The sequence below is a fragment of the Kitasatospora sp. NPDC059803 genome (genome assembly GCF_042732255.1).
GTDB lineage: Bacteria > Actinomycetota > Actinomycetes > Streptomycetales > Streptomycetaceae > Kitasatospora.
Genome location: NZ_JBHWIJ010000011.1, coordinates 1 through 19,468, shown reverse-complemented (window position 1 = coordinate 19,468; position 19,468 = coordinate 1). Strand labels below are relative to the sequence as shown.

The window sequence follows — 19,468 nt, the reverse complement described above, 5'->3', positions numbered from 1 at the left end:
TCCTGACGGGTTACCCGCAAGTAGAAATAGCGGGGGTAGTGCGCTGCGGGGGTGGTCGAGTGAGGGCATTCGGTGAGCCTCTACTGGGTTTCGCCAGGCCACTGCACTGAGCTGGCCGAGGCAGCCAGGTTAGCCGCCAGGTCCATCAGGCATCCGGAGCGGGGCCGCCGGGAGCGGCCGCAGCGTCGCACGGTGGAACTGCTGGTGTCGACGCTGGGGCCGGTCGAGGCCGGTCGGAGCGGGGGCACCGACCCCCTCTACGCCGACCTCGCCGACCTCGCCGACCTCATGATCGGCACCGGCATCCGCAAAGGCGAGGCGATCGCCCTGCACGACCTGCACCACCTCGCCGCCAGTTTCGCCCTGGCCGCGGGCGTGCCCCTGCCCGTGATCTCCAAGACCCTGCGCCACCGCACTCTGTCGACGACCGCGAACATCTACGCCGACCACACCGTCCTCGGACACCCCGTCTGCCGCGCCCAGCGGCCCCTGGCGCCCGCGCCCGCAGCTGCCCGCCTACCAGCAGGCGCGAACAGAAGAACCGTCCGCGCCCTGGCCGATGCGGCCCGGCGACCACCGTGCGACCACCAGCTGACGCAAAAACAGAAAGAGCCGGCACTCGGCTTCCCAAGTACCGGCTCTCACAACCGACTTCACAGTCGGGACGACAGGATTTGAACCTGCGACCCCTTGACCCCCAGTCAAGGGGTTCAACTATTGTCGACAGTCGAGGTATCAGGGTCTCGGCTTCTTTTGCGACCCAACTTCGGTGAACACCAGTAAAGTTGAGAGGAGTGCGGCATTGATGGCGAGCCGGCGGCTGACAGTTGCTCAACTGTTTGCAATGTGCAGGAATGCCCATATCTGCCCACTGGTGCTCAGAGCCGCTCAGGGCATGTGGTCCCAAACCGGTCCCCAAATGGTCCCCAGGGTCAGGGTCACCGGCAGTAACCACAATCTGGCGAACCTTCAGCAAGGCCCTCGGCAAAGCCGTTCGTCTCCACGCGAGATGCCGCTGACCAGCCAGGCTGCACCGAATGCCGAGCGGCCGAACACCTGTCGGTGTTACTGGACAGAGGCCCAGCGCCCCTTCCACTTCTCCAGAACCAGCCAGAACTCTCGAGGCCATGACATCGTCAACGGGTCGAAAGCGTAGTTCTCAGTCGAAGCAGCTCGCCAGAGCGCGAGAGCATGTTCTACCTCATCTGCTAGGAGGACGGCAACAGCCAGCAGGGCTCGTGCGACGCCATAGTCCCTACGCTCTACGGCACCCGCAAAGCTGGGCCAGAGTTCCCACACCAGGTGTTCATGGAGTTGCCGCAGGTGATCGCCGGCCCTGAGCTCAACGCCATCACGCATGTTCTGATTCACCTCCTCCTCCTGGCGGTCGAGTTCACCAAGCTGGTCGCTGTCCCAGCCGTGCTTTTCGACGAGACTCCTCCAGAACGCCCAGGCGCGCTCTGCCTCGGTGCGTGCGTACTCGTCGAGCTCTTCCCGAGTCAGCCGCGGGAACTGCTGGGTATCGAGTTCCTCTGAGTTGGTATCCTCCGCGAACGAACCAGGACCATCGCCGTACCGGATCCGCGTGAGGGCCTCCAACAGGCGGAGTGAGGATTCGACGTTCTCGTCACGGATCACACCACACATGTCGGCCACATCCTGGGCAACCCCCTCCCAACTGTCCTCCGCGATGTGGTTGTCGAGCTGATCGGCCAACGAGTCCGCCGAGCCACGGTGGCGCAGGTCGTCCAGAAGCTCCTCGATTTCGGTGTCAAGCCGCCTCAGGACCGCCTCGGGGGTCTCCCGTTCGTACTTTGCCGCGGCTTCCCGCTGTGCACGTTCGACAGCGTCCCGGCGCTGCTTACGGGCCACTTGGGTAGAAGGGAGGCGGGTCTGCAAGGCCCGCATCTCCTCAGCCTTCGGTGGGTCGATCTTGTCGATCAGCCCGATGGCGTGCATGCGGTGCCCGGCCTGAACGATCGGGTCCGATGCAAGGTGACAGAGCAGGCTCACGGCATCATTCGGGGCGCGCTGCACCACGGCCTCGGCGAGCGCGAGACGGGCAGCGCTCGATGCTCCTTTGTGCGCGACAAGTCGTTCCACGGCCTCAGGTACGTACCCGGCGGTCTGCTTGTGCTCCGCGAGAGCCAGGCCTACCCGCATGCGAGTAGTCAGCGGGGCGGCCTCGTCCTCGGCGAAGAGGTTCGCCGTCCACAGCGCCCACCCGTCGCGTACGGCGTCCGCCAGCCAATCCCAGCTGTTACTGGGAAGCAGGTGGCAGGCTTCCTGATAGCCCAGATCATTCGCGCGGTGCACCAAGTCGTCGGCCGCCCGGTGGCGCAGTCCTGCCGGAAGGTCCTTGGCGCCTGCGACGTAGCAGAGACCGGCCGTGTACTCGGAAGCGGAATAGCTCGGCCGGTCAATGCTTACCTTGGACAGACGCAGGATCCGCTGCACGTCCTCATGCCACGGACCGGGTGCCTGGACGATGAAGGACGCCGCCGCGAGTGCTGCGCCGCCGCGCAGCTCACACGCTTGCAGACTGGAAGTCCGCCAGTGGTCGTCGAGCGAGTCATCAGCCAACCGAACGAGGCAGGTCAGGGTGGCATCGTCCGCCTTCCTGTCGCGTGCTGACAGGTCGCAGCCGGGCAGGAACTCGGGCCGCTCCACGTTCCCCATGTCATCCCCCTTGATTGACAGTCATGGGCATACTAGCCACCGCCTGTTCGGTACTGCTGCCGTCTCATTCCCTACCGGCGCGCGGCTTGAGGTCAGCGCTTCCAGCGGCGCAGCCACTGTCCTGAGCCATGCGCGGGCGGGCTATCTCCGATCTCAGGTACGGAGTCCTCGCAGCACGAACGCGACTTCGTCCCGCCATCCGAGGAGTTCACTGACGGTCGGAGGCAGGGCGGACTGATGGTAATGACATGCCCCGCTGAGGTTGCGCCAGACCGCCGCGAGTCGGCCGGCCAGCCGGGCATCGAGGTGGTGGGCGAGCCAGACGACTTTGGTCTCCGTCCGACAACGGGCGAGGGCCGGCCGGTGGGCATAGATGTACGAGTCGAGCCCTGCTTCCAGCGCGCGGCGGAGCAGGAACACCGCCGCACGCGGGTGCGCGGCCCCGGAGGGCCCGGAGTCGAGAAGCGAGGTGGCGGCGGTGATGCGGGTCGCTGAGGTCAGTACCTCGGATGCAGCAGTCACAGGGAGCGCAGTCCTTCCGCGGTGGTGGCCACTCGGTTGATGAATGCGACGGCGTCGGCCGTGTCCGGGACGGCGGTGTGGGCGCCCCTGTTGCACAGTCCGACGATGTCGCTCGCATCGGAACCGAGCCGGCGGCCGATCTCCCGGTACACGTCGGCCTTGCTCCGGCTCTCGCCGAACAGGGCCAGGGCGGCCAGGGCGGTCAGCTCACGAGCCTTGCCGATGCGCTCCTCGACGGCGAGATGTCCGATACCGGTACCGAGGAGGGTCCGGCGAGCCGATTCCTGGAGGGCAGCCTCCAGAGCGAGGCGACACTGGCCGGGCAGGACCTCGTTGAGGACCGCAGCGGTGACCTTGTTGTCTCTGGCGACCGCACGAGCGGCGGCCAGTTCACGCTTGACCGGGTCGTCGACGGAACGGACGGCCACCTTCGAACGCCGGAACCGGCCGACCTCGAGGATCGTGGCCTTGATGCGGTGGAAGCGCAGGGCGTCCGGCAGCCGGGTGTCGTGGGAGAAGACCACGACCTGGTGGGTCCGGGCGATCTCCTCCAGCAGCCGGGCGAGGCCCTCGACCTTCCGAGGGTCCATGGACTGCACCGGATCGTCGATGACGATGAAGCCGAACGGGCTCTGCGGGGCCATGGCCCGGGGCAGGAACAGGGCCAGCGCGAGGGAGAACAGTTCGCCCTGGCTCACGACACCCAGCGCGGAGGCGTCGACGTCGTCCACGGTGACGTTCAGTGCCACGCCCCGGCCGCTGTACGTCTCGGAGCCCTTGAGCGTGACGTCACCGAGGGCGACGTTGCTCTCCTGGCTGAGGTACTGCCAGATGCTCTGCGCAGTTTCGGCGATGGAGCTCATACGGGCTTCACGCAGCTCGGTCTGCACCTCTTTGAGCCATGCCCTCGCTTTCTTGACCTGGGCCAGCAGCGGCTTGGCGGCGGCTGCCGCATCGGCCAGCGAGAGCCACGACGCGAGCTGCGGGACGACGCCGCGCCACTGCTCGTCCTGCTCCGCCAGCCAATGCTTCGCCTCCTGGCGGACATGCCGGCAGGCATCAGCGAGTGCCGCCGCCCGTGTCTCGGCGCGTGCCGTGAGCTCATGCGGGTCGTGGATGCTGCGGCAGGCGACCCATTCGTCCCAGAGGACGTACAGGTGATCGGGCAGGTCGGGCGCCCGGTTGTGGATCAGTGCCCGCAGGTCGTCCGTAGAGTCCCGCACGGCCTGCTGCGCGGACCGGACCTCGGCGGCATCCTCGCGGAGCAGGTCGGCCTGGGCGGCTGCCTCGGCGGCCCACGCGTCGTCGAGGCGGTCCGTGCTCCAGCAGACCGGGCAGGTGTGGTCCGCAGGGTGCTGGGAGCGCAGTTGCAGGGCCCGGTCGAGGAGGTCAGCGCGGGCGAGCGCGGTGCCGGCGTCGCTGTGCCGGACGTCCTCGGCCGCTGCGACGGCCTCCCGCAGTCGAGCGACGGCTTCGGTCACCGCGTTGGTATCCGGGCCGCTGAGCGCGGCCAGCCGGTGCAGCCGGGCCAGCTCCGTCGTGTCGGCGAGCGGCGCCCCCGCGATCAGCGCGCGGATGCGCTGGCGGTCCGGGACGCGCTGCCGGAGCGCCGTCACCGCGTTGTGGACGCGCTCGTCCGGAACGTCCACGAGAGCCGCCAGCAGGGGCGGCAGCGCGGTCTTGGCCTGCTTCTCGCTCAGCGCCAGCTGCTGTTCGCGTACGGCGAGCCGATCGGCGGCTTCGCTGAGCGCCCCGAGGCCCAGAAGCGTGGCGAGCCGGTCGTACATCCGGCTGGGCTTGGCGCTCATCATCTGGCCGAGCTCGCTGTAGGAGAGGATCGGCCGGAACGACCGCAGGTCCTGCGCCCAGCCGAGAGCTGAGAGCGGCAGCGGGGTCGGCCCGAGCCCGAGGACCGCCGACTCGGACTCGGAGAACGACGTGGTGTCGGCCCAGATACGGGTGATCGTGAGCGGTCGGACCCGACCGGACGCGAGGAGTTCCAGCTCGAGACGGTGCGGTCCGGAGTGGTGCAGGTTACGCCAGCCGTCCTGCTGGGCGGTCTGCACGTTCTTGCCGTCCTCGTCCTCCCAACGGCGGTTGCGCCCGGTGAGGGCGACCTCGATGCCCTCGGCAAAGCTGGACTTGCCGCTGCCGTTCCTCCCCTGTACCACCGTCAGGCCCGGGCCCGGAGGGATGTGGAGCGTGGCGGCTTCCCCGATGCCGCGGAAGCCCTCGACGGTGATCGACTTCAGGTAGGCGCCACGGACGGCGGCGGCCTCGGAGCCTTCGACACCGTCCAGAGCTTCGCGAACCAGTGCGGAGACCTCCTCGGACAGCGGAGCGGACTCCAGCCGCTGGACGACGGCCGCGATCGGCGATGCCGGCAGTGCAGGTGCGGTGGGTGCGGGGCTGGTGCTGGTCGTCATAGCGCGCTCCTGGAGAAGAGGAGGTGGGGACGATGACACGGCTGCCGTGGCGACGACGGCAGCACGAGCTGTGCAAGCAGATCTAGGTAAGCACAACCATGAAAGCATCGTCAATCGAATGTACACCTTGACGGATGGTGTAGAGTGTTTACTGTCCACTTCCGAGAGGGGCGGGGCTCCATGCCGCAAAAGTCAGTGACGCCGCCGTCCGCACAGGTGACGGCTGCAGAGATCTCCCGTATCGCCGGGGTCACCCGCGCCACCGTCAGCAACTGGCGGCGGCGCCATGCCGACTTCCCCGCGCCCAGTGGCGGCACCGAGAGCAGCCCGCTCTACGACCTGGGCGCCGTCCAGCAGTGGCTCCGCGGACGGGGACACACCTCTGCGGCGTCACCCGAGGAGGACCTGCGAACGGCGCTGCGGCTTCTCGGGGCGGGCGTGGACGCCGCACGCTTCTTTCCGCTGCTGGCAGGCGTGGCGCGACTTCCGGAACAGGAATCGGGCCAGCTCCTCGAACTGCCCGACGACCGGCTCGCCACAGCTGCCAACGACCTCCTGGCCACCCGGACGACATCCGAGACCCGGTCCGTGAAGTACGAGACCGAAGACGCCGGTGTGATCCGCGCGCTCCTGACGTGTGTACGCGGTCCGGGTGCGCAGGCCGCGCTGGACGTCCTCGCCGAACGCGACCTCGACGAGAGCGCGGCCAGCGGCACCTACCGCACTCCCCGGGGCCTTGCCGACCTCATGACAGGACTGCTGCCCGACACCGTGACACGTGTGCTCGACCCCGCCTGCGGCAGCGGCACCCTCCTGGCCGCCGCCCGCAGGCGCGGCGCACGTGAGCTGTACGGACAGGACATCCGTGCGCTTCAAGCGCAGCGGGCCTCAGTGGCCCTTCAACTTGACGAGCCCGCCTCGGCTGCGGAGACAGAGGTCGTGATCGCCGCTGGCGACAGCCTGCGGGCCGACGCCTTTCCGGGCCTGACGGTCGATGCCGTGCTGTGCAACCCGCCGTTCGGCGACCGCGACTGGGGCCACGACGAACTCGCCTACGACCCCAGGTGGGCCTACGGCGTGCCCTCACGCTTCGAGTCGGAGCTGGCGTGGGTCCAGCACGCACTGGCACACGTCGAGCCCGGTGGGTACGTCGTCATGCTGCTGCCGCCCGCCCTCGCCTTCCGCACCTCCGCCCGCCGCATCCGAGCCGAACTCGTCCGCAGCAGGGCCGTGCGCGCCGTCGTCTCTCTGCCCGCCCGCGTCGCCTATCCGCTGCACATCGCCCTGCACATCTGGATACTGCAGCGGCCCGAGCCCGGCACCGCCGAGCGCACCTCCGTACTCTTCATCGATGGAGACGGCGAGGGCAGTGCCGGCACTGTCACAAGGAGCGGCTCACCGGGGAGTGCCGCCTTCGACTGGGCCGGCCTTGCGGAACGCGTGCTGACACCATGGAAGGCGTATCGAGACCAGCCCGACGGTTTTACCGACGAGTCGGGGCTGGCCCGCGCCGTCCCGGTGGTCGACCTTCTCGACGATGTCGTGGACCTCACCCCGGGCCGGCAGGTCCGCACGGCCGCGGCCGATGTCGACCCGGCGGCGCTCGTTGGCAGGATCACCGCGCTGCATGGCCAACTGGAATCGCAACTGGACGAACTGGCCACGCTCAGCGGCGCGGCGAAATGGGAAACGGCCAGTACGTCGATGCGTGAATGGCGTACCGCAACTGTCGCCGACCTCACCCGCGGAGGCGCCCTAGCGGTTGTCCGGTCGGCGGCGCTTGGCAGCGGACGCGACTCCAAGAGCGGAGGCGTCGTCGCGGAGGAAACCGGGTACCAGCCGGTGCTGACGGCACATGATGTCTTGGCCAGCAGCGCACCCTCGGGCGCGACTGGGGATGTCCATCCGGACATCAGCCAAACGGTCGCGGAGGGAGACGTATTGCTGCGCGCAGTCTCCAGCCCAAGCGCTACGGGACTGATGACCCGGGTCGCGGACGAGAGCGATGCCGGCGCGCTCCTCGGCTCCGCCCTGCACCTCCTGCGTCCGGACCCGGCCCGCCTCGACCCGTGGTTCCTCGCCGGATTCCTCGGCGCAGCCGACAACATCACCGCCGCATCGACCGGAACGACCATGGTCCAGGTCAACCCAGCGCGGTTGCGCGTCCCCCTCATGCCGCTGGCGGAGCAGCGCCACTACGGCGACGCCTTCCGCCGCGCCTACCAGCTGCGCGTCGCCGCCCATCGCGCCGCGGCGTTGGCCACGGAGGCCGCGAACGCGGTGACCGCGGGCCTCACCGTAGGCGCGCTCCTGCCGCCGCTGTCCGGCGACCAGCATCAATCCGGCTGAACTGCCTCGGCCGACACGACACATCGACCAGACTGCATACGTTCCGCTGAGAGTGGCGGACGACCCGAGAGAAGACCGGGGAAACCCTTTGAACAGCAGTAAGCACACGGAGCTGGCGAACAAGGCCTGGTCCGTCGCCGACCTCCTGCGCGGTGACTACAAGCAGTCCGACTACGGCAAGGTGATCCTGCCGTTCACCGTCCTGCGACGGCTGGAGTGTGTGCTCGAGCCGACCCGTGAGAAGGTCGCGGAGCGGGCAGCCGAGCTCGCTGGCCAGGAGTTGGACGAGGACCGCTTTCTGCGCAAGGCCTCCGGCCACTCCTTCTACAACAGGAGTTTCCTCACTCTGCGGAAGATCGCCGGCGACCCGCAGAACGCCGCGAAGAACCTACAGCTCTACGTGGCCTCGTTCTCGGACAACGCCCGTGAGGTCCTGGAGAAGTACGAGTTCAACCAGCAGATCCGCAAACTGGACGGCGCGAAGCTGATCTACCAGGTCATCGGCCAGTTCACCGACCTCGACCTGCGTCCCGAGGTCGTGTCCAACCACAACATGGGCTACATCTTCGAGGAGCTCATCCGACGCTTTGCGGAGCAGTCGAACGAAACCGCGGGTGAGCACTTCACCCCGCGCGAGGTCATCAACCTCATGGTCAACCTGCTGGTGGGGCCGGACGCAGATGCGCTGAGCCTCCCTGGAACGGTGCGCACCGTCCTGGACCCGGCCTGCGGCACCGGCGGCATGCTCAGCGCGGCCGAGGAGCACATCACCGCGCTCAACCCGGGCGCCGAGGTGAAGGCTTACGGTCAAGAGCTCAATCCCGAGTCCTGGGCCATCTGCCGGTCCGACCTGATGATCAAGGGCCAGGACCCGGACAACATCGCCTTCGGCAACTCCTTCAGCGACGACGGCCACAGGCGCGAGAAGTTCGACTACCTCCTTGCCAACCCACCGTTCGGCGTGGAGTGGAAGAAGGTCAAGGACGAGGTCGAGCACGAGTACGAGACCCTCGGCGACTCTGGACGCTTCGGCGCCGGCCTGCCGCGCATCAACGACGGCTCGCTGCTCTTCCTGCAGCACATGCTCTCGAAGATGAAGCCAGTCGACGTCAACGGAGGCGGCGGCTCCCGGGTCGCTATCGTCTTCAATGGCTCCCCGCTCTTCTCGGGTGCGGCCGAGTCCGGCGAGTCCAATATCCGCCGGTGGATCCTGGAGAACGACTGGCTGGAGGCAATCGTCGCCCTGCCCGACCAGCTCTTCTACAACACCGGTATCTCTACGTACTTCTGGATCCTCACCAACCGCAAGTCCGCAGACCACAAGGGCAAGGTCGTACTGCTGGACGCGCGGGACTACTGGGTGAAGATGCGGAAGTCGCTGGGCGACAAGCGCAAGGAGCTGAGCGAGCAGCACATCCGCGAGATCACCCGACTTTACGGGGAGGCTCTACAGGTCGCCGGATACCCGGAGCACCCGCTCCACGGCAAGGTCAAGGTCTTCAAGAACCAGGACTTCGGCTACCAGCGCATCACCGTCGACCGACCGCTGAAGCTGCGGTTCGAGGTCACGGAGGAGACCCTGGCAGCGCTGGCCGAGGCCAAGCCTGTCCAGAAGTTGGAGCACGCGGAGGAGTTCGTCGCAGCGGTACGGACACTGGACAGCCAGAGCTGGCCGACCAAGTCCGAGGCGTTCGTCGCTCTCAAGGACGCAGTCGTGGCGGCCGGCCTGTTCTGGCCGACTGGCGCACCCTTCGCGAAGGCCGTACGGGACACGATCGGCGTCCGGGACGCGGACGGCGAGGTCCAGATGCTCAAGGGCGCTCCGGAACCGGACACCGATCTCCGTGACTACGAGAACGTGCCGCTTGGCGAGGACGTCGAGGAATACCTCAAGCGCGAGGTGCTTCCGCACGTGCCGGACGCATGGATCGACCACAGCAAGACGAAGATCGGCTACGAGATCCCGCTTACGCGCCACTTCTACGTGTACAGCCCTCCGCGTCCGTTGGCAGAGATCGATACGGAGCTCAAGTCCCTGGAGGCTGAGATTCAGGCACTGCTGGGGGAGGTGACGGAATGACCTGGCCTTTCGTGCCGCTCAAGCGGCTTGTCGATCCAGCACGACCGATCACGTACGGAATTGTTCAGGCTGGCCCTGACACACCGGCCGGCGTCCCGTATATCAGACCGGTTGACATGAGCCAAGACGGTGGTGTGACGGATGTCGATTCGCTTCTGCGAACGACGCCAGAGATCGCCCGCACGTACCGACGCTCAGAAGTGGCTTCTGGGGACGTGGTGGTATCGATCGGCCCCTCTTTCGGGAAAGTCATGATTGTCCCGGCTGAGCTCTCGGGGGCGAACCTGACGCAGGGAACTGCGCGGGTGGCGTCAGCGGCGGGCATCTCCAACCGATTCCTGTACTGGGCGCTGCAGAGCTCCACGGCCCGGCAGTTCTGGGACGCGTCGGTGGGAGGTGCGACCTTCCGTGCCCTGAACCTGGAGCCGCTGGGACGGACCCCCTTGCCGCTGCCGCCGCCGCAGTTCCAGCACCAGATCGCCGGCTTCCTTGATGCTGAGGCAACTCGCATCGATCGGATTGTCGAACTAAACAAGGTGCTTCTAGATCGCCTTGAGGAGCGCGGCCGCGCCCTCCGGGATGCAGCCGTCACGAGGTTGATCGAGCAGGAGGGGGAACTCCCTCTGCGTCGATTTGCTGCGCGAATTGAACAGGGGGCAAGTCCACAGTGTGAGGCGATTGCGCGCGAGGATGCAAGCGAGTGGGCTGTCCTGAAGCTAAGTGCAGTAAAGGGAGGAAAATTCGATCCCACAGAGAACAAACGACTTCCCGATGACATCACGCCAATCCGAGCGCACGAGGTGCGTCGGGACGATCTCCTAGTAACGCGAGCGAATACGCCAAAATTGGTTGGCGATGTGGCGGTGGTGTCAGGCTATTGCAAGGGCCTACTTATTCCGGATCTAATCTATAGGGTGGGACTTTTGGAGGGCGTCAATCCTCGATTCATTGCCGAAGTCGCACTTAGCGGTCGCGTCCGATCCCTGATCGAGTCGACCGCCAGGGGATCGTCTCAATCCATGGTTAAGCTGCGCGGCGAAGATATCAAGGAATGGCCCATTCCGAGAGGTGATAAATCTCAGCAGGAAGAACTGGTGCGTGTCATTGATGAAGGTTCTCGGGCATCCCGCGGGCTTCATGCGGCCATCACACGCCAGCTCGCCCTGCTCGCGGAACGCCGGCAGGCGCTCATCACCGCCGCCATCACCGGCCAGTTTGACGTGTCCACCGCATCCGGTCGAGGAGTTACGGAGTAACCACCATGCCCCCGATCCACACCGAGGCCGCCTTCGGCGCGGCCATCGTCGCCGCGATGACCGAGCGCGGGTGGCGCGAGGCCCAGCCGGAGGACTACCGGGCCGAGCTCGGGCTGGACACCAACGAGCTGTTCGGCTTCATCGGCAAGACGCAGGGCGACGAGTGGGAAGAACTGGTCACCACCCAGTACGCCGGCGACCAGACCGAGGCACAGCGCGGATTCGCGAAGCGCCTCGGGCAGGCAATCGCCAGCGACGGGCTACTCAAGGTGCTGCGAGAGGGTGTGAAGGACCGCAGCGTCCTTCTCCGAGTCGCGTACTTCCGCCCCAACCTGGTCGAGGACGACTCCGTCCTCGACGGCTACCGGGCCAACCACCTCACCGTCGTCCGTGAGCTGGAGTACGCGACCAAGCAGGCGGACCGGGGCAACCGGCTCGACCTGGCCCTCTTCCTCAACGGGATCCCGGTCGCCACCGCCGAGTTGAAGAACCCGCTGACCGGCCAGGGAGTCGACCAGGCCAAGAAGCAGTACCGCGAGAAGCGCGACCCCAGCGAGCTGATCTTCACCAGCCGCGTCGTCGCGAACTTCACCGTCGACCCCGACCTAGTCTTCGTCGCGACCAAACTGCGCGGAGCGAAGACGCACTTCCTCCCGTTCAACACCGGCTCGGAGGGTCCGGGCGAGCCCGGCGGCAAGGGAAACCCCGTCCCCACCACGCCCGGCACCTACGCCACCTCCTACCTGTGGGAACAGGTCTGGCAGCGCGACAACTGGCTCGATCTCCTCCAGCGGTTCGTCCACCTCCACAAGGAGAAGACGCCGGGCGGCGGCAGCACCCAGAAACTGATCTTCCCCCGTTTCCATCAGTGGGACGTGGTGCGGAAGCTCACCGCCCATGCGGCCGTCCACGGTGCGGGGCACAACTACCTGGTCATGGCCTCCGCCGGGTCGGGCAAGTCGAACACCATCGGCTGGCTCGCCCACCGGCTGAGCGACCTGCACACGCCCACCGATCCGGCCGGTCTTGACCCGGACGCCCTGGCCGCGGGCCTCAAGCCGGGCGTGCCTGTGTTCGACAAGGTCATCGTCATCACCGACCGCCGAAACCTGGACGCCCAGCTCCGGGAGACGGTCGGCAGCTTCGAGCAGACCGCCGGCCTGGTGGTGAAGATCGACGAGAACCAGGGTGCGAAGGGTGCGCAGTTGGCGCGGGCCCTCTCCCGCGAGACCGGGAAGATCGTCACTGTCACCCTCCACTCGTTCCCGGCCCTGCTCAACTACGTCGAGCAGAACCCGACCGAGATCCAGGGCCACAACTTCGCCATCATCGTGGACGAGGCCCACTCCTCCCAGTCGGGCGACGCGGCCACCGCCGTCCGGGCCGCCCTGCGCGACCTCGGCCTCGACGCGGACTCCGACGACGCGGGAGCCATCGAGGCTGCAAGCATCGAGGCCCCCGCGACCCTGCAGGAGCGCCTCAAGCACAAGGCCTCGCAGCGCTCCCGTGCCGCGAACCTCTCCTACTTCGCGTTCACGGCGACGCCCAAGGCGAAGACCCTGGAGCTGTTCGGCACGCTCCAGGACGTCGACGGCGAGGCCAAGTACCGTCCCTTCCACACCTACTCGATGCGGCAGGCGATCGAGGAGGGCTTCATCCTCGACCCGCTGCGCAACTACGTCACCTACGACACCTATTGGAAGCTGGTCAACAAGAACCCGGAGGAGCGCGAGGTCGACCCGAAGAAGGCGAACCCTCTGCTCGCCCGGTTCGCGTTGACGCACGACTACACCGTGGCGCAGCACGCCCAAGTGATCGTGGAGCACTTCCTCACGCACACCCGGGGACGGCTCGGAGGTCGTGCCAAGGCGATGGTGGTGACGGCGTCCCGCCAGTCCGCCGTGCAGACGGCCCGTGCGATCAAGAGCTACCTCAAGGACCTCGGCTACGACATCAAGTACCCGGACCTCGGTGTGCTGGTGGCGTTCTCCGGTTCGCTCACCTTCGAGGGCGAGGAGACGACCGAGCCCAAGGAGAACGACGGGCTTTCCGAGGGCGCTCTGCCCAAGGCGTTCGCCTACACCCGTGCCGACGACAAGGCCGTCCGTGCCGGCGGCCCCGGCAAGCCGGAGTACCGGATCCTCGTCGTGGCGGAGAAGTACCAGACCGGCTTCGACCAGCCTCTGCTGACGACGATGTATGTCAACAAGACGCTCACCGGTATCTCCGCCGTGCAGACGCTGTCGCGACTGAACCGCACCGCCGAGCGCAAGGCACAGGCGGACCTCGCGGTCATCGACTTCGTCAATGAGGCCGAGGACGTCAAGGCCGCCTTCAGCCCGTACTTCCTGGAGGCCCGGACGTTCCCATCCGACCCGAACCTGCTCTACGAAGCACAGAGCCGGGTCATGTCCGCACCGATCCTCACTGTGCGGGAGATGGACGAGTTCGCCAAGGCGTACTTCGCCGCACAGGAGAAGGCGGGCGGGTCCACCGTGAAGTGGGAGAAGCTGCACGCGGAGCTGTACCGGCTGCTCGCCCCGCCAGTGGCACTCTTCGAGAAGCTGCTAAACAGCGAGGACGAGGACGACCAGAAGACGGCCGAGGACTTCCGCGCGAACCTGCAGGACTACGTGCGCAAGTACGGCTTCCTGGCGCAGATCGTCCCGTACACCGACCCTGATCTGGAGCGGCTCCACCTGTACGGGCGGTACCTGCTCAACCGGTTGCCGCGGCGGGCTGACGGCGGTGTCGACATAGGGGAGGTCGACCTCAGCCATCTGCGGGTGGAGAAGACCGGCGAGTACGACATGGGTCTGACCACCGAAGAGCCAGCCCTGATCCGGAACGTTGGGGAGGGCGTGGGCGGGACGAAGGAGCAGGAGAAGTCCCTGCTGTCCGAGCTCATCGCGAAGTTCAACGACAAGTTCGGAACGGACTTCACCGAGCAGGACCTGCTGCCCGCCTTCAACGCGGCCCTCGCCGAGACCGAGGTCCGCCAGGCGGCCGTCGTGAACGACGAGGACAACTTCGGCAAGGTCTTCGACCGGGTGTTCGCCGACAAGGTCGAGGACTACGTCGGCATCGTCACCGACCTCGGCAAGCGGTACTTCGCTCCGGACCGGGGCTTCCAGTCCAGCCTCAACCGAAGTGCCCGCCGTGCTGCCTGGCGCATGATCAGGCGCGAGGAGGGTGTGGACGACGCGGCCTGACGCCGCTGGTCCACGACCCGGGACGGTGGGCGGCCCGTTCGCGCACCGCCTACTGTCCCGGGTAGCCGGACGAAAGCCTGGACTGGTGATCGTCGCACCCGTCACACTGGGGACCGCACAGCCGCGCAACACCACAAACATCGGACCAAGCACGCAGAAACGGGGGCAGCCGCGTGCCGGCGACCGTGATCTCCAACCGCTACGAACTCCTGGAAGAGCTCAGTCACGGCGGCATGGGCGACGTGTGGCGCGGCTACGACGCCGTACTCGACCGGCCGGTGGCGGTGAAGCTGATCCGGCAGGCGGCGGTCACCTCGTTGCAGTCGGCCGAGGAACTCGCCCGGCGCTTCCGCCGGGAGGCGCGCATCACCGCACGCATCCAGCACCCCGGCGTGCCCCAGGTCTTCGACGCGGTCCTGGACGACAGCTTCGAGCGACTGTTCCTGGTGATGGAACTCGTCGACGGCGTGCCGCTCTCCGCCTATCTCCAGCCCGACCACCCACTGCCCGTCAGCTGGGCCGCAGCCGTCGCCGCCCAGGTCGCCACCGTACTCTCCCACGCCCATGACGTGCCGGTGATCCACCGTGACCTCAAACCGAGCAACATCCTCGTCGCCCGTGACGGCACGGTGAAGGTCCTCGACTTCGGCATCGCGGCGATCCTGCGGACGGACGTCACCAAGCTCACCGCGACCGGCAGCCCCATCGGCACCCATCAGTACATGTCGCCGGAACAGGTCCGCAGTGGCCGGATCACCCCGCAGACGGACCTGTATGCCCTCGGCTGCGTGCTGCACGAACTCCTTGCCGGTCGTCCGGTCTTCGAAGGCAACGAGTACGCGCTGATGCACCAACACCTCACCGCCACGTCGGCCCCACTGCGGCAGCTCCGCGCCGACGTGCCCGAGCCGTTGGAGACACTCGTCCTGCACCTGCTGCGCAAGGCGGCGGAGAGCCGCCCGGCCGACACCCAGGAGGTCTACGAGCGCCTCCTGCCCTTCCTCCCGGCGGCTGGCTCCGTGCCCACGCAGGCCGAGGCCGGCCCCCTCGGCACCCCGGACCCGACCCGTCTCTTCCGCCACCCCTACGCGCCCCGCTCCCGGGCGCCGAAACCGCCCGCAGTCGTCCGCACCCCCACCGCGGTCGAGCTCCAACCACTTCCCGTCCTTGAGCAGGTGCGTGCCGCGATCAAGGAGGCTTACGCCCAGGCGGATCTCCTCCTGGACGACGAGCGGTTCACCCAGGCCGTCGAGGTGATCGGAGCTGTCGTCGAAACGGCCGCCAGCGCGTTCGGCACTGACAGCAAAGAGGTCCTTGGCCTGCGCAAGCAGCGCGCCGCCATCCGCTTCCTCGGCGGCGACTACCGGGCCGCCCTGCCCGAGTTCGAGGCCCTGGCCGCCGCCTTCGGCCGGACCGCCGGGACCGCCAGCACGGCCGCCCGCGAGTGCCGGGCCCAGGCGGCCCGTTGCCGTGCCGAACTCGGCCAGGTCACCGAGGCTCTCCACGAACTCCAGGACGTGCTGGCCACCGTCCGCGCGCTCGACGGAGACGTGAGCGAAGAAGCCATCGACCTTCGCCACGGCATCGCCGTCCTCCTCCTCGCTCAGGGCAAGGTCACCGAGGCCCTGCAACTCCTGAAGCCCCTCCAGGAAGACCTGATTATGGTCTACGGCCCTGAGGACGAGCTGGCCTTGGAGGTCGCGGAAACGCTCGCCCGCATCCGGCTGGATCTGAACGGCGGCGCCCCTGAATGACCGCAGCACATTCGGCAATCGGCCGTCGTCCGCAGCCCTCGCCCACAGGCCAGTCTCCCCGACGCTTCGCCAGCTCTGTTCCTGCCGATAGCTTCATCCGCACCGGTGGGAGCTGGTGTTCAACGCTGGCTGGCGTCGGCCGTGTCACCCGAATCAGCGCTCTGGCTGGCATTCACTGGACGGACCTCAGGCATAGGGATCGCGAAGGGGCCGCGGTTCCCGTACGCCTCGAACGATAGCTTCGGGGAGGTCTGGGCCGGCGGTGTAGTAACGGCCCTGGGCCTCGCCCTTGGCGGCAAGCCAGCCGACGCGGACGAGTTCGCGGATGTCGCGTTGGGCCTGCTGCTCGCTGAGTTCGGCGTCGGCCTGGTAAGTGGCTCGGCGCAGGCGGTTACCCATGGCCGCGGGGTAAAGGGCGTAAAGCATCCGGTCGGGCCAGCCGCGCTGCTCGACGGCTTCGTCGAGGGCGGTCCAGACCTCGCGGGTGGTGTTCACCTGGCGCTCGACGCTCTGGGCCTGCTGGTGGTGGGCGCGCAGGCAGAACCGGATCCAGGGCAGGGTGTTTCGGTCAGGAGTCCAGACGGGGCCGCCGACCTCGGCGAGGATATCGTAGTAGCGGTAGGTGTTGCGGGCTCGGCCGAGCCATTCCTCGATGCTGGAGAACTCCGGCGCCATGATCCCCTCCCGGGCCAGGACCAGGGTGTGCAGGGCGCGGGACATCCGCCCGTTGCCGTCCGACCACGGATGGATCGCCACCAGGTTCAGGTGCGCCATCGAGGCCCGCACCAGCCCCGGAGCGTTCAGGTCGCCCTCGTTCAGCCAATCAACCAGCTCGTCAGTCAGTACTGCCAACTGCTGGGCATCAGGGGCGGTGTAAGCGGCGATGGTCGGGTCTTCGGCAGAGGTGACGTACACCGGCCCGGTACGCCACCAGCCGGGCCGTTTGATCAGGTGGTGGCCCTGCATCATGAAGTGCAGCGCGTTGAGCAGGCCTTTGCTGTAGGCGAAGTCGTCGCCCGCTTCGGCGAGGCGCTGGATGTAGGTCATCGCCTGCCGATAACCCTCGATCTCGGCCGTGACGGTCTCGTTAGCATCAATCGGCACCTCGCCGACCATGATGTCCTCGACGTCCGACACACTCGCGGCGTAGCCCTCGATCGTGTTCGATCCGGCGATCGCCCGCGCCGTGAGGTTACGCCGCAGCTGCCCTTCCCAGCGACGTGAAGTGCGCAGGTGGAGACGCAGCCGGTCGCGCATCTCGTCGATCTCCGCGAGGACGGATTGGTCGATGTCCTGCAGCAATGGCACACCATAGAGCATGACACCATGACACCATGACGGCATCAAACAAGCAAGGAGAGCCGGCGCAACCATGGTGCATGAGTACTTCAACGCATTCTTGGGAATCAGCCGCCCCGGATCTGTTCAGCGAGATCACCACCGCCGACCCTCCGGCTCCGCCGAGCACCCTGCGCTCGCAATACCGCACTTCACCGCTCACCAACCCCCGCCCGCCGACCGCCCAGGCCACCCCGGCCCAGACGCAGGCCTGGGCCAGCTTCCTGGCAGGGGCCGTCCACAATGGGCTCGACCCGACACTGGTCAGCCAATGGCTGACCATCCTGGCCGACGCCACCGGCAGCCCTGTCCTCCCATCCCTGGCCTCCATGCCGTTGGGCGGCTACGTCAACCTCCGCCTCCCGGTCATCCAGACCGGCCTGGAAACCACCACTCACGCTCCCTACCTGGCCGGCTGGCGCCTGCGGATCGAGCCCGAGCTCGGGCGCCTCCCCCTCCGCCTGATCACCACTGCTCTCATCACTACCGCAGTCTTCGGCTGGATCGCCGACGGCTGCAGCCGCTCCACGATCAAGAACACCCTCGCCATGCTCTCCCGCATCTTCGAACAGGCCATCGTGGACGGCATCCTCGAACGCAACCCCGCCCACATCACCGGCTGGCAGCGCGAATACCAGCAGGTCGAAGACGAACTGCGGGACCCCCGCTCCCTCGCCCTGCGCGACTGGGACGCACTCACCGAACTCGCCGATGCCCTGGTCGCGGCCTCATACAACCGCTATCGCGGATGGGGTGATGTCGTCGTCCACAGCGCCTGCACTGCCACACGGATCGGCGAGGTCTCCGGAGTCCGGGCCCGCGACGTCGATACCGAGAAGTGGCTCCTGACCTGCCGCCGACAGACCACCCCCGCTCCCGGCGGCCTGGTCGACAAGCACACCAAGGGTAGGGTCGCCCGCCTCATCCCAATCATCGAACCATTGCGCCCGCTCATCATCAGGCGACTCCAAGCGACGCGAGGCGACCCGGACGCCCGCCTCTACACCGGCCCGCGCGGCGGTCGCATCAGCACCGCAGTCCTGCGCGACGCCACCCACTGGGACGACGTCACCCGGGACCTCGGCTACGAGCACCTACGCCGCCACGACCTGCGCCACACCGGCCTGACCTGGATGGCCGACGCCGGAATCCTTCCGCACATCCTCAAGGAAATCGCGGGCCACCGGCTCATCACCACCACCCAGCGCTACTTCCACCCCGACGTGCTCCGGATCCTGGAAGCTGGCCAAGCCCTCACTCATCACCTCGAGAAGCTCCAACGCGACGGCCGGATCACCCGCCGCTGGTAACACGCCGTAACTGCCATCGCCTCGAAATGGCCGCTGCCAAGCCGCTCCGATGCTGCCCGAGCCACGCCACGGCAATCAGTAGGCGCCAGAAAGGCCTTAGAAATACCCCGACATGAACCAGTTTGACCTACTTGACCCGCCGCCAGGGGGGGGGGGCGCGGCGGCGGCGGGGGGGCCCCGGCGGGGGGGGCGCCGGCGGGGCGCCGCCGGGCCGGGGCCGGGCGGTCACGGGCCGGCGGGGGCCGGCTCGGGGCCGCACAGCGGATCGGGCCCGCCGAACGCGGTGTCGGTGGACGCGGTGTCGGTCGGCACGGTGTCGGCGGACGCGGTGTCAGCAACGCCGTCACCGAGCAGCACGCCGTCCAGCGTCCGCGGCACCGCGTGCGCGGAGGCGAACAGCAGCGCGATGCCCACGGCGCCCGGGTCGGGCACTCCCCACGCCCCGTCGGCGCGGGGGCTGGCCCCGCCCCGGCCGGGGCGCCCGGCGCGGGGGCGGGGGGCGCCCCCCCCCGCCCCGGCCGGCGGCCCCCGCGGCGCGGCGG

The 19,468-nt window shown here is 67.6% G+C and carries 11 protein-coding genes and 1 pseudogene; 7 read left to right on the top strand and 5 right to left on the bottom strand.

The genetic code is table 11. The annotated features are described in order from the left end of the window. Window positions 1-192 precede the first annotated feature (192 nt). Complete coding sequence (locus ACFV6I_RS03290; protein ID WP_380423415.1) at window positions 193-678, top strand: hypothetical protein; 486 nt, start codon at window positions 193-195, stop codon at window positions 676-678. A 387-nt stretch (window positions 679-1,065) separates the two neighbouring features. Here ACFV6I_RS03290 and ACFV6I_RS03285 read toward each other — a convergent pair whose 3' ends face one another. The 3 genes from ACFV6I_RS03285 to ACFV6I_RS03275 all read right to left on the bottom strand — a co-directional run bounded on the left by ACFV6I_RS03285 (window position 1,066) and on the right by ACFV6I_RS03275 (window position 5,627). Next, window positions 1,066-2,679 carry a hypothetical protein gene (locus tag ACFV6I_RS03285; protein WP_380423414.1) on the bottom strand — a complete coding sequence of 538 codons (1,614 nt, stop codon included), beginning with the start codon at window positions 2,677-2,679 and terminating at the stop codon, window positions 1,066-1,068. Window positions 2,680-2,832: 153 nt separating this feature from the next. After that, window positions 2,833-3,201, bottom strand: a complete 369-nt coding sequence (locus tag ACFV6I_RS03280; protein ID WP_380423413.1) for a hypothetical protein — start codon at window positions 3,199-3,201, stop codon at window positions 2,833-2,835. After that, the gene (locus ACFV6I_RS03275; protein ID WP_380423412.1) at window positions 3,198-5,627 is read right to left on the bottom strand and encodes an AAA family ATPase; all 2,430 of its coding nucleotides are present in this window, start codon (window positions 5,625-5,627) and stop codon (window positions 3,198-3,200) included. The genes ACFV6I_RS03280 and ACFV6I_RS03275 overlap by 4 nt, the downstream gene beginning before the upstream one ends. Window positions 5,628-5,807: 180 nt before the next feature. On the opposite strand from ACFV6I_RS03275, the gene ACFV6I_RS03270 reads away from it, so the two are divergent. From ACFV6I_RS03270 to ACFV6I_RS03250, 5 genes are all read left to right on the top strand, one after another. Then, window positions 5,808-7,976: an N-6 DNA methylase gene (locus tag ACFV6I_RS03270; protein WP_380423411.1), complete on the top strand. Its 2,169-nt coding sequence runs from the start codon at window positions 5,808-5,810 to the stop codon at window positions 7,974-7,976. Window positions 7,977-8,064: 88 nt separating this feature from the next. Next, on the top strand, window positions 8,065-10,056 hold the full coding sequence (locus tag ACFV6I_RS03265; protein WP_380423410.1) for an N-6 DNA methylase: 1,992 nt from the start codon (window positions 8,065-8,067) through the stop codon (window positions 10,054-10,056). Further along, window positions 10,053-11,312 carry a restriction endonuclease subunit S gene (locus tag ACFV6I_RS03260; protein WP_380423409.1) on the top strand — a complete coding sequence of 420 codons (1,260 nt, stop codon included), beginning with the start codon at window positions 10,053-10,055 and terminating at the stop codon, window positions 11,310-11,312. The genes ACFV6I_RS03265 and ACFV6I_RS03260 overlap by 4 nt, the downstream gene beginning before the upstream one ends. Window positions 11,313-11,317: 5 nt before the next feature. Beyond that, a complete protein-coding gene (locus tag ACFV6I_RS03255) occupies window positions 11,318-14,524 on the top strand; it encodes a type I restriction endonuclease subunit R (protein ID WP_380423408.1) in 3,207 nt (1,068 codons plus the stop codon). Between the two features lie 173 nt (window positions 14,525-14,697). Beyond that, the gene (locus ACFV6I_RS03250) at window positions 14,698-16,278 is read left to right on the top strand and encodes a protein kinase (RefSeq protein WP_380423407.1); all 1,581 of its coding nucleotides are present in this window, start codon (window positions 14,698-14,700) and stop codon (window positions 16,276-16,278) included. Window positions 16,279-16,464: 186 nt separating this feature from the next. On the opposite strand, the gene ACFV6I_RS03245 is transcribed toward ACFV6I_RS03250, so the two are convergent. Then, complete coding sequence (locus ACFV6I_RS03245) at window positions 16,465-17,586, bottom strand: Fic family protein (RefSeq protein WP_380423432.1); 1,122 nt, start codon at window positions 17,584-17,586, stop codon at window positions 16,465-16,467. Between the two features lie 71 nt (window positions 17,587-17,657). Between ACFV6I_RS03245 and ACFV6I_RS03240 the strand changes: the two genes are divergently transcribed. Then, window positions 17,658-18,926 (top strand): tyrosine-type recombinase/integrase, encoded by a 1,269-nt coding sequence (locus ACFV6I_RS03240; protein WP_380423406.1) that lies wholly within the window; start codon window positions 17,658-17,660, stop codon window positions 18,924-18,926. 225 nt (window positions 18,927-19,151) lie between these two features. On the opposite strand, the pseudogene ACFV6I_RS03235 reads toward ACFV6I_RS03240, so the two are convergent. After that, a pseudogene (locus tag ACFV6I_RS03235) lies at window positions 19,152-19,468 on the bottom strand (hypothetical protein); the annotation flags it as partial.

Excerpts from the sequence above, each read along its gene's own strand:
- ACFV6I_RS03285 (WP_380423414.1), bottom strand. The coding sequence starts at position 2,679 with ATGGGGAACGTGGAGCGGCCCGAGTTCCTGCCCGGCTGCGACCTGTCA.
- ACFV6I_RS03275 (WP_380423412.1), bottom strand. The coding sequence starts at position 5,627 with ATGACGACCAGCACCAGCCCCGCACCCACCGCACCTGCACTGCCGGCA.
- ACFV6I_RS03270 (WP_380423411.1), top strand. The coding sequence starts at position 5,808 with ATGCCGCAAAAGTCAGTGACGCCGCCGTCCGCACAGGTGACGGCTGCA.
- ACFV6I_RS03260 (WP_380423409.1), top strand. The coding sequence starts at position 10,053 with ATGACCTGGCCTTTCGTGCCGCTCAAGCGGCTTGTCGATCCAGCACGA.
- ACFV6I_RS03255 (WP_380423408.1), top strand. The coding sequence starts at position 11,318 with ATGCCCCCGATCCACACCGAGGCCGCCTTCGGCGCGGCCATCGTCGCC.
- ACFV6I_RS03240 (WP_380423406.1), top strand. The coding sequence starts at position 17,658 with ATGAGTACTTCAACGCATTCTTGGGAATCAGCCGCCCCGGATCTGTTC.